Origin of the sequence: Rhodococcus sp. NPDC047139, assembly GCF_040643435.1 — a bacterium.
Lineage (GTDB): Bacteria > Actinomycetota > Actinomycetes > Mycobacteriales > Mycobacteriaceae > Rhodococcus.
On record NZ_JBEYUH010000002.1, the window covers coordinates 183,797 to 196,959 of the forward strand.

At 66.7% G+C, this 13,163-nt stretch carries 12 protein-coding genes; 6 read left to right on the forward strand and 6 right to left on the reverse strand.

Annotation, left to right across the window (positions count from 1 at the left end; translation table 11 throughout):
* The first annotated feature begins 120 nt into the window (after nucleotides 1-120).
* The 6 genes from ABZ789_RS03030 to phoU all read left to right on the forward strand — a co-directional run bounded on the left by ABZ789_RS03030 (nucleotide 121) and on the right by phoU (nucleotide 7,075).
* Nucleotides 121-582: a hypothetical protein gene (locus ABZ789_RS03030; RefSeq protein ID WP_358418689.1), complete on the forward strand. Its 462-nt coding sequence runs from the start codon at nucleotides 121-123 to the stop codon at nucleotides 580-582.
* A gap of 85 nt (nucleotides 583-667) precedes the next feature.
* Entirely contained in the window at nucleotides 668-1,270 is a 603-nt protein-coding gene (locus tag ABZ789_RS03035) for a DUF937 domain-containing protein (protein WP_358418691.1), read from the forward strand.
* A gap of 227 nt (nucleotides 1,271-1,497) precedes the next feature.
* A complete protein-coding gene (locus ABZ789_RS03040; protein ID WP_358418693.1) occupies nucleotides 1,498-2,451 on the forward strand; it encodes an acyl-ACP desaturase in 954 nt (317 codons plus the stop codon).
* 108 nt (nucleotides 2,452-2,559) lie between these two features.
* Nucleotides 2,560-3,702: a tRNA dihydrouridine synthase DusB gene (dusB, locus tag ABZ789_RS03045; protein ID WP_358418695.1), complete on the forward strand. Its 1,143-nt coding sequence runs from the start codon at nucleotides 2,560-2,562 to the stop codon at nucleotides 3,700-3,702.
* 807 nt (nucleotides 3,703-4,509) lie between these two features.
* The gene (locus ABZ789_RS03050) at nucleotides 4,510-6,282 is read left to right on the forward strand and encodes an LCP family protein (protein WP_358418698.1); all 1,773 of its coding nucleotides are present in this window, start codon (nucleotides 4,510-4,512) and stop codon (nucleotides 6,280-6,282) included.
* Nucleotides 6,283-6,367: 85 nt separating this feature from the next.
* On the forward strand, nucleotides 6,368-7,075 hold the full coding sequence (gene phoU / locus ABZ789_RS03055; RefSeq protein ID WP_358418701.1) for a phosphate signaling complex protein PhoU: 708 nt from the start codon (nucleotides 6,368-6,370) through the stop codon (nucleotides 7,073-7,075).
* 75 nt (nucleotides 7,076-7,150) lie between these two features.
* On the opposite strand, the gene pstB is transcribed toward phoU, so the two are convergent.
* The 6 genes from pstB to ABZ789_RS03085 form a co-directional block, all read right to left on the reverse strand.
* Nucleotides 7,151-7,927 (reverse strand): phosphate ABC transporter ATP-binding protein PstB, encoded by a 777-nt coding sequence (gene pstB, locus ABZ789_RS03060; RefSeq protein ID WP_358418704.1) that lies wholly within the window; start codon nucleotides 7,925-7,927, stop codon nucleotides 7,151-7,153.
* Nucleotides 7,928-7,975: 48 nt separating this feature from the next.
* Nucleotides 7,976-8,887 (reverse strand): phosphate ABC transporter permease PstA, encoded by a 912-nt coding sequence (pstA, locus tag ABZ789_RS03065; RefSeq protein WP_358418707.1) that lies wholly within the window; start codon nucleotides 8,885-8,887, stop codon nucleotides 7,976-7,978.
* A gap of 3 nt (nucleotides 8,888-8,890) precedes the next feature.
* Nucleotides 8,891-9,946 carry a phosphate ABC transporter permease subunit PstC gene (gene pstC / locus ABZ789_RS03070; RefSeq protein WP_358418710.1) on the reverse strand — a complete coding sequence of 352 codons (1,056 nt, stop codon included), beginning with the start codon at nucleotides 9,944-9,946 and terminating at the stop codon, nucleotides 8,891-8,893.
* A 93-nt stretch (nucleotides 9,947-10,039) separates the two neighbouring features.
* Complete coding sequence (gene pstS / locus ABZ789_RS03075) at nucleotides 10,040-11,164, reverse strand: phosphate ABC transporter substrate-binding protein PstS (RefSeq protein ID WP_358418713.1); 1,125 nt, start codon at nucleotides 11,162-11,164, stop codon at nucleotides 10,040-10,042.
* A 266-nt stretch (nucleotides 11,165-11,430) separates the two neighbouring features.
* Nucleotides 11,431-12,342, reverse strand: a complete 912-nt coding sequence (gene mshD / locus ABZ789_RS03080) for a mycothiol synthase (protein ID WP_358418716.1) — start codon at nucleotides 12,340-12,342, stop codon at nucleotides 11,431-11,433.
* Nucleotides 12,339-13,112, reverse strand: a complete 774-nt coding sequence (locus ABZ789_RS03085) for a response regulator transcription factor (protein WP_358418719.1) — start codon at nucleotides 13,110-13,112, stop codon at nucleotides 12,339-12,341. Before ABZ789_RS03085 ends, mshD begins: the two co-directional genes overlap by 4 nt.
* Between the last annotated feature and the right edge of the window lie 51 nt (nucleotides 13,113-13,163).

Genomic DNA, 13,163 nt, shown 5'->3' on the forward strand with positions numbered 1-13,163 from the left:
ACAAATCACCGCTGCCACTGCACGCCCGTTCACGCAGGCGAATTTCATCCGGTACGGCTGCCCGACTTTGTATACGGTGAGCCGCAGCGGCAATCGATCTTCGACCGTCCGGGGAGGAACATGCGTAGTTTCGTGGACTTGGGCTTGTTCCTGGCCGCTGTGGCCCTCGGTATCGGGTCGGTGTTGCCGGTGGTCGGGGGGATACGTCCGACCGAGATTCCGCTGGTCGCCTTGCGCGACGGCTTTCCCGAGGGAGATCTCGCCGGCGTCGCGGTCCTGGGTCTGCCGCCGTACGAGTCCCTCGCGGTGCCTCTCGTCGTGGCCGCCGTGCTTCTGCTCGCTGCCGCGCTGTTCGACTCGGCGGCCGTCGGCTGGGCCGGGACGCTGATCGGCATCGTCACGGCGGCGGTGTTCTGGACGCGCCTGTTCCAGGCCCACGGTGAGTACGTCGAACTCAATCGCACTACGACCCTGACCAATCAGAACGGCAGTGTCCTCCTGCTCAGCGGCACGCTCGTCGCACTGCTGTGCTGCCTCATCGCGCTGCGACGCCCCTCGACGAATCGCGCACGGCTCGACTGACTGCTCCCCCTGCGACGGAATCGGTGCCGATACTCTCAGCGCACCGGGTGGCCGCATCGGGACACCCACGAGTCAAGGCAGGAAGATGGCAAGTCTCGACGAACTGATGTCCCGCATTCCCGTCACCCGGATCGCACAGCGGCTCGGTGTGGACACCGCGACCGCGGAGACCGCTGTGCGCGCAGCGCTCCCCACTCTCGTCGGCGGTCTCGACGCCAACGCTCAGAACCCGACCGGCGCGGCGTCGCTGCTGTCCGCACTGGGCAAGCATTCCGACTCGGCTCTCGCCGACGGTGATGTCGACGTCGACCGTATCGACACAGCGGACGGCGACAAGATCGTCTCCAATGTCTTCGGCGAGAAGAAGGACCAGGTGATCTCCACTCTGGGGTCCGTGAACGGGGCGGGCGGAAACGATCTGATCGCCAAGGTGCTGCCGCTCATCGCCCCGATCGTGCTGTCCTATCTCGCCAAGCAGATCGGTGGCGGCACAGGAACCGGCACCTCGGGTGACACGCAGGGCGGAGGGCTCGCCGACCTGCTCGGAGGTCTGCTGAATAACGCCGGCGGCGGTTCGGGTGCGGCGGGCAGCAGTGTCGGCGACCTGCTCGGAAGCGTGCTGGGCGGCAACTCGGGAGGCGGACTCGGCGGACTTCTCGGCGGACTTCTCGGCGGTGGCAAGCGCTGACATCGACAGTCGCCGGGACGGCGCGTTCGGGGACGCGCCGTCTACGCGGCACGAACGAGACGGTGCTGTTCTCGAGACTTCCCGACCTGTACGGTGAGCCGGGCGATGTGGGGGTGGCCGATGCACGGCTCGACGGCGCCAACGGCGCGCAGCTGTGACGAACCGGCCGTATTCCCTTCCTCCGCAGGCTGCGGAGTACACGGACACGATGTGAGGGGTAGAAGAGCATGACGCGAGTCCTGACTCAACTGGAGCTGCTGCGCGAGCTGGAGCCTGTGGCCGAAGCGAACCTCAACCGGCATCTCTCGATGGCGAAGGACTGGCATCCTCACGACTATGTCCCGTGGGACGAGGGCCGGAACTTCGCCGCGATGGGCGGCGTCGACTGGGAGCCGGAGCAGTCGAAGCTCGACGAGGTCGCCAAGGCGGCGATGATCACCAATCTTCTGACCGAGGACAATCTGCCCTCCTATCACCGGGAGATCGCCGAGAGCTTCTCCCGCGACGGTGCGTGGGGCACCTGGGTGGGCCGGTGGACGGCGGAGGAGAACCGCCACGGCATCGTGATGCGCGACTATCTGGTCGTGACCCGCGGCGTGGATCCCGTCGCACTCGAGAACGCGCGCATGGAGCACATGACGAACGGCTTCTCGTCCCCCAACTCCACCGGCATGCTCCATTCGGTCGCCTACGTGACCTTCCAGGAACTCGCGACCCGCGTGTCCCACCGCAACACCGGACGCGCCTGCGACGACTCGATCGCCGACAAGATGCTCCAGCGCATCGCCGCCGACGAGAACCTGCACATGATCTTCTACCGGAACATCTGCGACGCGGCGCTCGATGTCGCGCCGGATCAGACGCTCGCCGCGATCGTCGAAGTGCTCGAGACCTTCCAGATGCCGGGTGCCGGCATGCCGAACTTCCGGCGCAACGGCGTGCTCATGGCCAAGCACGGTATCTACGACCTGCGCCAGCACCTCGACGACGTCGTCATGCCCGTGCTGCGCAAGTGGCGGATCTTCGAACGTGATCTCGGCAGCGCGGCGCAACAGGATCTCGACCGGCTCGGGGCACATCTCCAGGAACTCGAGCGCCAGGCGGTCCGGTTCGAGGAGATGCGCGACCGCTCCCTCGCACGCGAGGCCGCGAAGCGCGAGAAGGTGGGCGCGGACGCCTGAGTCCACCGGAGGTTATCCTGTGCCCGGTGCCGCTTTCGGTGCCGGGCACAGACGTTTCCGCGGCCCACCCGTTATTTCTTTGTCACACAACGTTTTCCAGAGGTACCCATGTCATCCCTCCGAATCGGCTCGCTCGAACTGAACAGCCCTGTCGTGCTGGCGCCGATGGCGGGAGTGACGAACGTCGCATTCCGCACGCTGTGCCGCGAACTGGAACTCGAACGGGTCGGCAGCACCTCGGGTCTGTACGTGTGCGAGATGGTCACCGCTCGCGCCCTCGTCGAACGGCACCCGGTCACCATGCATATGACGACCTTCGGTCCGACCGAGACACCGCGGTCGCTACAGCTGTACACCGTCGATCCCGACACCACCTACGCCGCCGCGAAGATGATCGTCGACGAGGACCTCGCCGACCACATCGACATGAACTTCGGATGCCCGGTCCCCAAGGTGACCCGTAAGGGCGGCGGATCCGCTCTGCCGTACAAGCGCCGGCTGTTCGGACAGATCGTCGCGGCCGCCGTGCGCGCCACCGAAGGCACGGACATCCCCGTGACCGTCAAGTTCCGTGTCGGGATCGACGACGAACATCACACGCACCTCGACGCCGGCCGCATCGCCGCCGCCGAAGGTGCGGCCGCCGTCGCCCTGCATGCACGCACCGCAGCGCAACGCTATTCGGGCTCGGCCGACTGGAACGAGATCGCCCGGCTGAAAGAGCACGTCACGGACGTTCCGGTGCTCGGCAACGGCGACATCTTCGATGCCGGGGACGCCGAACGCATGATGACACAGACAGGATGTGACGGCGTGGTCGTCGGCCGCGGGTGTCTCGGACGCCCGTGGCTGTTCGCCGAACTGAGCGCTGCGCTCGGCGGTCGCCCTCTGCCGACCCCGCCGAATCTCGGCGAAGTGGCGCAGATCATGCGCCGCCACGCCGAGCTGCTCGCCGAGCATCACGGCGAGGACCGCGGCCTGCGCGACATGCGTAAGCACATTGCGTGGTATCTACGCGGCTTCCCGGCAGGCTCGGAGGTCCGCAACGGCCTGGCGCGGGTGTCGACGCTCGCCGAACTCGACGATCTGCTCGGCAAACTCGACCACGACGTGCCGTTCCCGGCCGACGCCGAAGGCCCCCGTGGCAGGCAGGGATCTCCCAGCAGCGTCGCACTTCCCGACGGATGGCTCGACGATCCCGAGGACACCTGCGTGCCCGAGGGGGCCGACATGATGCACTCGGGCGGATGAGCCACCCAGCGTGTGCCGTCCGGTACGGACGCGCACATCCGGCATATCTATGTCGTGCGACACAGCCGCGTCACGGCCGCCCGTAACCGGCGGTCAGTATCATTGCGGAGTCCTCGCGACGGTAGACGGTGAGCAATCGCGTGGTCGGCGACAGGTGACGATGCGGCGCAACCGCAGAAAGAGCAGGTTCCGGTGGACGAGGAGCACGAGACAGGGTCTTCGGATCCTCGCGCTCCCTGGGAACGTCCGATAGCCGAGAGCGCCTACCGCGAATCCCGCCCGGTCCGCCGTGCCCGTGGCGTGCACCGGTCCGACGAGGCCGACAGCGACGCCCGTCGTCACGAGAATGCACGCAACCGCCGCGCCGCCGACTCGGACGACCCGGAGCAGCTCACCGTTGCCGAACTGCTCGACAAGGTGGGACGACGATCCGATCCCCCTACCCGGTCGGACCCGCCTCCTGCGGACCCATCTCCTGCAGACCGGCCTCCCCTGGACCCACCTCCTGTGGACCCGCCGCGGACATCCACCTCGGCGTTGCCGCCAGCTCATCCTCGCGGCACCGAACCCTCTCGACCGGCAGGTACCGGACCCGACTCCGGCCGTCCGGCTCCCTCCCCGTGGACGCCGCCCGCGGCTGCCCCGCCCGTTCCCCAGGCACCGCCCGTTCCCCAGGCACCGCCCGTTCCCCAGCCACCACCGGCTGCCCAGGCTCCTCCACCCTCTCCCCCGAAGCCGCCGGTACCGGTGACGCGACCCCGGCTGCCGGAGAGCCCTCCCCCACCGCGCACTCAGGCGCCCGGCCGGGTGGCCGGCCCCGGTGCCACTCCGGTCCCGCCTCCGCGTCCGGCCCCTCCCGCCGATCCGCCGCAACTCGATCCGCCGCAGCCGCCGGTTGCTCGGCCGCAGCGGCCCACTGCCGACGATCATCCGACGGTCAAGATCGATGCTGTCCCCGCCGAAGACGTCGACACCCCATCCGTGGAGGAGCACGACGAGGACACTCCGGGCCCTGCGCTGCCCCGCCCGGTGGGCGACGCCACCCTCGGCCGGCTCGCCCAGAGCAAGCAGCGCAAACGGAAGCGGCTCCGCATCGCAGCGCGAGCAGCAGTCGCGTTCGTCTCGGTCGTCGCGCTCCTGGGCAACGGTGCAGTCTGGGGATACGTCCGCTCCACGGAGGCCGGTTTCTCTCAGATCGCTGCCCTGGACACCGAGTCGAGCGACATCATCGACCCGATCGGCCAGACGGGTGACGAGACGTATCTGATCGTGGGCACCGACACCCGCGCCGGAGCGAGCGGTTCTGTCGGGGCGGGAACCATCGACGACGCGGAAGGTGCTCGCGCCGACACAGTGATCCTCGTCAACATCCCCGCCGACCGCAGCCGCGTGGTCGCGGTGTCGTTCCCGCGAGACCTCGACGTGGAACGACCGGTCTGCCGTGGATGGGACAGCGCCACCGGCGAATACGATACCGAGCTGTATCCGGCCGCCGACGGCGACAAACTCAACGCGACCTACGCTCTCGGCGGACCGAAGTGTCTGGTCAAGGTGATCCAGAAGATCTCCGGGTTGAAGATCGGCCACTTCGTGGGAATCGACTTCGCAGGCTTCGAGTCGATGGTCGACGAGATCGGTGGCGTCGAGGTGTGCACGTCGGTTCCGTTGATCGACAACGAACTCGGTCCTCTCATCGAGACTCCCGGCAAGCACACCCTCGACGGCAAACGTGCCCTCGACTATGTGCGCGCGCGCAAGATCGATTCGGAGGGAAACAGCGATTACGGCCGAATCAGCCGCCAGCAGAAATTCCTCTCGTCGCTGTTGCGTTCGACGTTGTCGAACAAGGTGCTGCTCGACCCGGGGAAGCTCAACGGCTTCATCTCCGCCTTCACCCGCGCGACGTTCGTCGAGAACGTCAACGCCGAGTCGCTGGTCAAACTCGGCCGCTCCATGCAGAACGTCGAGGCGGGAGCGGTGTCCTTCCTCACGATTCCCACGGCCGGTACCAACGACTGGGGTAACGAGATCCCGCGCACCGACGACATCGCGGCGATCTTCACCGCGATCATCGACGATCTGCCCCTTCCGGGTGAGAAACGCGAAGACGACGCCGCGGAGGTAGCGGCCGCCGCCCCGGCCGAACCGATGCCCGCACAACTCGCGGTCGACCCGATGACGGTGGCCGTGCAGGTCTCCAATGCCTCGGGTGTCTCCGGACTGGCCGCGCGCACCGCCGAGGAAATCGCCGCGTACGGCTTCTCCGTCTACGCGACGGGAAATTATGCCTCCGGAACCAGCACGCAGACCGTGATCCGCTTCGGTGCGGGGCAGGAGATCGCCGCAGCGACGGTGGCCTCCGCTTTCCCGGGGTCAGTGCTGCAGGAGGCTCCGCCCTCGGCGCAATTGGGCGACATCGTGGAGATCGTCCTGGGCACCAGCTTCGACGGCACCGTCGTCGCCCCCACTCCGGCAGGCACACAACTCGCCCCGATGACGATCCAGACCCGGGCGGAATCGTCCGTCGAGCTGCCCGCCGATCTCGCGATCACCAACGCCGCCGACGATTTGTGCACGTAGACGCCACCGGCCGACCATCTCTGTTCACCTGTGGTTCATCCGATGCTCGTCGTGGGGTCCGATCGAGGTCGTAGGCTGTGCGCTTATGCGCGTCGTCTACAACGAACAGATGGGCGAGCTCGGCGATCTCCTCGGGGAGATGGCCGGACTCGCCGGCACCGCGATGGAGCGGTCCACCAGAGCTCTTCTCGAAGCCGATCTCGCCCTCGCCGAACAGGTGATCGACGAGCACGAGAAGATCACCGAACTAGGCGCGATCTGCGAGGAGAAGGCGTTCCAGCTGCTCGCCCTGCAAGGTCCCGTCGCCGGCGACCTGCGCGCCGTGGTCAGCGGCATCCAGATCGTCGCCGACATCGACCGCATGGGTGCGCTCGCCCTGCACATCGCCAAGGCGACCCGCCGGCGCCACCCCAATCATGTGCTCCCGGACGAGGTGAAGGGCTACTTCGCCGAGATGGGCCGGATCGCGGTCGCGCTCGGTGCGGCGACCCGCGAGATCCTCGAAACCCGCGATCCCGCTCGCGCCGCCCGTCTCCACCACGAGGACGAGGCGATGGACGACCTGCATCGTCACCTGTTCACCGTTCTCATGGACCGCGAATGGGACCACGGTGTCGCGGCGGCCGTCGATGTCACCCTGCTCGGCCGTTACTACGAGCGCTTCGCCGATCACGCCGTCGAGGTGGGCCGCCGGGTCATCTTCCTCGTGACCGGCAAGCTCCCCACCGAGGAGGAGATCCGTCAACTCGTCGAGAAGGTCGACAGTCTGACCGTCTACCCCGACAACCACTGACCTCCCGATGCGAGAAGACCCCGACCGGATGTTTCCGGTCGGGGTCTCTCGTCTCGGAGCAGAAGTGGTGAGGACTCAGCCGAAACGACCCGAGATGTAGTCCTCGGTGGCCTTCTTGCTCGGGTTCGAGAAGATCTTCTCGGTGTCGTCGATCTCCACCAGACCACCCGGACGGCCCGTCGCCTCGAGATTGAAGAAGGCAGTCTGGTCACTGACACGCGCGGCCTGCTGCATGTTGTGCGTGACGATGACGATGGTGAAATCCTTCTTCAGCTCGCCGATCAGATCCTCGATGGCCAGCGTCGAGATCGGGTCGAGTGCCGAGCACGGCTCGTCCATGAGCAGCACGTCCGGCTGGACAGCGATGGCGCGAGCGATGCACAGACGCTGCTGCTGACCGCCGGACAGACCACCGCCGGGCTTGTCGAGGCGGTCCTTGACCTCGTTCCACAGATTCGCACCGCGCAGCGACTTCTCCGCGACCTCGTCGAGGGTCTTCCTGTCGCGCACACCCTGCAGTTTCAGGCCGGCCACGACGTTGTCGCGGATCGACATCGTGGGGAACGGGTTGGGACGCTGGAAGACCATGCCGATCGTCTTGCGGACACCGACCGGGTCGACACTCGGGTCGTAGATGTCCTCGCCGTCGAGGAGGACCGAGCCTTCGACATACGCGCCGGGGGTCACCTCGTGCATGCGGTTGAGCGACCGCAGCACGGTGGACTTGCCACAGCCGGACGGGCCGATGAAGGCGGTCACGCTCCGCGGCGGCACGGACAGGGTCACGTCCGCCACGGCGTGGAACTTGCCGTAGTAGATGTTGACGTCCTTGAGATCCAGACGCTTGGCCATTACCGGCTCCCTACTGGTGTATCGATGTCGTGAACAGAGCTCATGGGACTACTTCTTGGAACCGACCTGCGAGTACCGGCTGATCAACTTGGCGGCGATGTTGAGGACCGCGATGACCAGGATCAGTGTGAGCGCGGCGCCCCAGATGCGCTGCGAACCGGCGGCGGTGGGGTTGTTCATCTCGGCGACCATGACGCCCGGAAGGGTGCCCTGCTCACCACCGAACAGGTCGAAGTTGATGAAGGGTGCGTAGCCGACGAGGATCAGCAGCGGCGCCGTCTCCCCCATGACGCGGGCGAGAGCGAGCATGATGCCGGTGATGATGCCGGCGAGCGAGGTCGGAAGCACGATGCGCGCGATGGTCTTCCACTTGGGAACGCCGAGGGCGTACGACGCCTCGCGCAGATCCTGCGGAACGATACGGAGCATCTCCTCGGTGCTTCGCACGACCACAGGCACCATCAACAGCACGAGAGCCAGCGACACCGCGAAGCCGGACTTGGGCATTCCGAAGGTCGACACCCACAGGGCGTAGACGAACAGCGCCGCGACGATCGACGGGACGCCGCTGAGAATGTCGACCATGAACGTCGTGATCTTGCCGAGCCGGGACTTGCCCGCGTACTCGACGAGGTAGATCGCCACGAAGACCCCGAGCGGGATCGAGATGATCGCGCAGACGAGTCCCTGCAGAAGCGTGCCGACCAGAGCGTGGTAGATGCCGCCGCCCATCGACGATGCCGTCAGGCCACTCAGCGAGTGTGTGAACCACGTCGACGACACCAGCGCGGGGAAGCCCTTCGAGACGACCGTGATCAGCACCCAGGCGAGGGGGATCAGCGCGATGACGACCGAGAGGGTGACGAGCACCGTCGCGGCGGTGTTCTTCGCGCGGCGGCGTCCACTGACGCGCTGGAAGGCCGGGGCCTTCACCGGGGAGGAGAACGTGGTGGTCGACATGGTTCAGTCCTTCTTTCCTGCGACGATCATGCGCGCGGCGGCGTTGACCACGAAGGTGAGCACGAAGAGCACGAGACCGGCGGCGATGTAGGCGCCCGCCTGGATGTCGTTGTTGAATTCGGCGTAACCGAGCGCGATCTTGGATGCGATCGTCGCGCCGCCGTCGAACAGCGACCAGGAGAAGGGCTGAGCGGTGGTGCGCAGGATGAGATACAGCGCCATCGTCTCGCCGAGGGCGCGGCCGAGACCGAGCATCGAACCGCTGATGTATCCGGACTTGCCGAACGGGATGACGGTCGTTCGCACGACTTCCCAGCGCGTCGCGCCGAGCGCGAGAGCGCCTTCGATCTGGGCCACCGGGGTCTGCACGAACACCTCGCGGCTGACCGCGGCGATCGTCGGCAGGATCATCACCGCCAGCACGATGCCGGCGGTGAAGATCGTGCCACCGCCGACGATCGAGCCACTGCCTGTCGCGAACAGCGGGAACCAGCCGAGATTGGTATTGAGCCATTCCGCGACGGGGCGCAGGAACGGGGCGAGGACGAGCATGCCCCACAGGCCGTAGACGATGGACGGGACCGCGGCGAGCAGGTCGATGACGTATGCCAACGGCTTCCGGAGGCGGTCCGGGCAGTACGAGGTGAGGAAGATCGCGATACCCAGCGCGACGGGCATGGCGAGGAGCAGCGCGAAGAACGAGACGAGCACCGTCACCTGGAACAGATCGAGAACACCGAACGCCATGTCGGCGATGTCCTGCGTGATCCATTCACGGCTGGTGAGGAAGTTCACCTGGTTGCGTTGCAATGCCGGGACGGCGCGCCAGACCAGGAACACGGCAATCGCGCCGATGATCACGGAGATCAGGACGGCCGAACCGGACGCCAGTGCGCTGAAGATTCTGTCTCCCGGTCGCACGACGGTCTTGCGTGCCTGGTCCGAGGATTGTGGTGGGGTGCTGATCGTGTCCTCCGTGATGCCGGTTGCACCGCCCGTTCCTGAGCGGGTCGGTTCGTCGGCCGCGATGGGAACCGACGTGGTGTGCGCGTCACTCATGTGCGCTCGCAATCCTTCTCAGCGTATTCGTCAGGAACGGGCGGGTCGATGATCGCTCGGTCACTCGCGCGGAACCGAACGACGCTCCTCGGGTCAGCCGGCGGCGATGGCGTCGATCGACTCGTTGAGACGGGTCTTGAAGGCATCCGGCAGCGGGACGTAGCCCTGTTCGGCCAGTCCGTCCTGACCCTCGTTGGCGGCGGAGTTCAGGAACGACTTGACCGCGGCAGCCGTGTCGGCGTCGTAGCCTCCCGAGCACACGATCTCGTAGGTTGCCAGCACCAGCGGGTAGGCGCCCTCCTCGGTGCTTCCGAAGATCGACGACAGGTCGAGGGTCAGGTCACCTTCGGAGGCCGGGACGAACTCGGCACCCTCGATGGCCTTGCCTGCGGTCTCCTCGTTGAGTTCGACCGGGCCGGAGCCGTTGTCGATCTTCGCGATGTTCAGACGGTTCTGCTCGGCGAAGGACTTCTCGACGTAGGTGATGGAATAGGGCGATCCGGCGACGGCCTGTGCGACGCCCGCCGAGCCCTTCGCGCCCTCACCCACACCACCGGTGAAGTCGGACCCGGCGCCGCTGGTCCACGCACCGTCGGACGCGATCTCGAGGTACTGCTGGAAGTTGTCGGTGGTGCCCGACGAGTCGGAGCGCACGATCGGGGTGATGTCGGAGTCCGGCAGTTCGACGCCCTCGTTGAGAGCGGCGATCGCCGGGTCGTTCCACTTGGTGATCGAGCCGTTGAAGATTTTGGCGGCGGTCTCGCCGTTCAGCACGAGATCGTCGACACCCTCGAGGTTGTAGGCGAGAGCGACCGGACCGAAGACCAGGGGCAGGTTCCACGCGGGATTGCCGGCGCAGCGCTCGGCAGCCTGCGCGGCCTGCTCGTCCGTGATGGCCGAGTCGGAGCCCGCGAAGTCGATCTGATTCGCGATGAACTGCGTGCGACCGTCACCCGATCCGGTGGGGTTGTACGCGACGTTGACGCTCGTGCCCTTCTGGGAGCACACGGCGATGTAGGTGGAGACGAACTGGTCCATCGCGTTCTTCTGAGCCGACGAGCCGGCACCCGAGAGGTTGGACTTGCCGTCGCAGGTCGCGGTGGAGGCGGACGCGTCGACGTCCACCGATCCGCTGTTGTCGTCGCTACCGCACGCGGCGAGCGTGAGGGCTCCAGCAGCCACGACACCGAGCAGGGCGCCCTTGCGCTTGAGGTTCACCTGTTCTCCTCCGGAAGTAACTTCACACGACCGCAGCGCCGAGAGGGCCGCGGCATCTAGACGCGGGTAATCCCGGCGCCGGGCCTGCAGCACTCGACCCGTTAGAAAATTAGGCGGGGCCGGTAGACATCCGGACGACCGTAGGTTAACGGCGGATGAACACGCCTGATACACCTGGCGATGGTGTTGTCACGATCACTCGAACTTCACCCGTATCCGGAATGCGGCGTGGGCAGTGGCCGACCTCGCGCGTAAACGGCGGGTGTTCACTGCCTGGCGTAGGCGACGTCCACGTGAAAACGCTCGAAGTCGAGCTTGCCGTAGGTGTTCAAGGCCGAGGTGTTGTCCCCTTCGACATAGAGCAGGACACCGGGAAGACCGCGATCACGAAGATGGTGGAGACCCGCCAGCGTGAGCAGCCGACCGAGACCCCGCCCCTGAGCGGCGGGGTCGATGCCCACTACGTAGACCTCACCGAGTTGCGGATCGGATGCTGTGGACGGATGCACCTTCGTCCAGTGGAAACCGAGCAATCGATCGGGCTCGGACGGATCGAACGCGAGGAACAGCCCCTCGGGGTCGAACCAGGATTCGCGACGGCGTTCCTCCACATCGGCTGCCGTCCACCTTCCCTGTTCGGGGTGCCACGCGAAGGCCGCGGCGTTGACGCGAAGCAACTCCGCGTCGTCCTCGGGACCGCTGTAGGTACGCACATGCACGGAGTCGGGGATCTCGAGGGCGGGCAGCTCGGGCTCGGTGAGCGAACGGCGAAGTTGCAGCAACTCGCGGACCCCGATCAGGTCCAGCTTGCGTGCCACGGCACGCGCGGCCGGGAGATCACCGTGGGCCCATACCCGGGTGCCCTCGCCGCCTTCCTGCAGGGCCCGTTCGACGAGTTCGCTCCCGAGTCCGCGTCCCCTGTGCTGCGGGTCGACGACGACCTCGGCCATCGCGGGATGACCGTCCTGTGCCGGGACGACGTTTGCATAGCCGGTCACAGTGCCGTCGGCGTCGGCGGCGAAGAAATGCCGGGTCGCTCCTCCCCTGCCGAGGGAGTGCACGGCCTGTTCGGAGATCGGCGCGGTGCCGTCGGTCCGCGCGGCACGGGACACCACGTCCCGCACGGCTTCGGCCTGCTCGGCGGAGGGCTGGGCGACGAATTCCGGTTCGGTGCTCACGGAACGAATTGTGCCCCGGAATCGCCGGCCCCGGAATCGCCGAGCAGCGGGTCGTCGACGTCGTCGACGTCGGAGGTGGCGTTGCCGCCCTTGGCGGTCCTGTTGGAAGGGCGTACCGCTTTGTAACCGACGTTGCGGACCGTCCCGATCAGCGCTTCGTGCTCGGGGCCGAGCTTCGCGCGCAGACGTCGGACGTGCACGTCGACGGTGCGGGTACCACCGAAGAAGTCGTATCCCCAGACCTCCTGCAGCAGCTGGGCCCGGGTGAACACCCGGCCGGCGTGCTGTGCGAGGTACTTGAGGAGCTCGAACTCCTTGTACGTCAGGTCGAGGGGACGTCCTCGCAGACGGGCGGTGTAGGTGCCCTCGTCGATGGCGAGTTCACCCAGGGTGATCTTGCCGGTGTTCTCCGGCCCCACCGGCCCACCCGACCGGCCCATCAGCAGCCGCAGGCGGGCGTCGAGTTCGGCCGGTCCCGTCGTCGACAGGAGGATGTCGTCGAGTCCCCACTCGGGGTTGACGGCCACCAGCCCTCCCTCGGTGAGCACAGCGACCACAGGTACCGCCGACCCAGTACTGCCGAGCAGCCGGCACAATCCTCGTGCTGCTGCGAGATCCGAGCGGGCATCGACGATGGCGATATCCGCTGAACCGGCCTCGAGCAGGGACGATACTTCGGTCGGAGCCGGCCTGACCGAATGCGGGAGTAGTGCCAACGACGGCAGGACCGCATCCGGATTCGGGTCGGAGGTCAGCAGGAGTAGCTCCACCGGGCCTCCAGTTCTTTGCGCTACCAGCGCGGATAGGGGTCGTAAACGTCG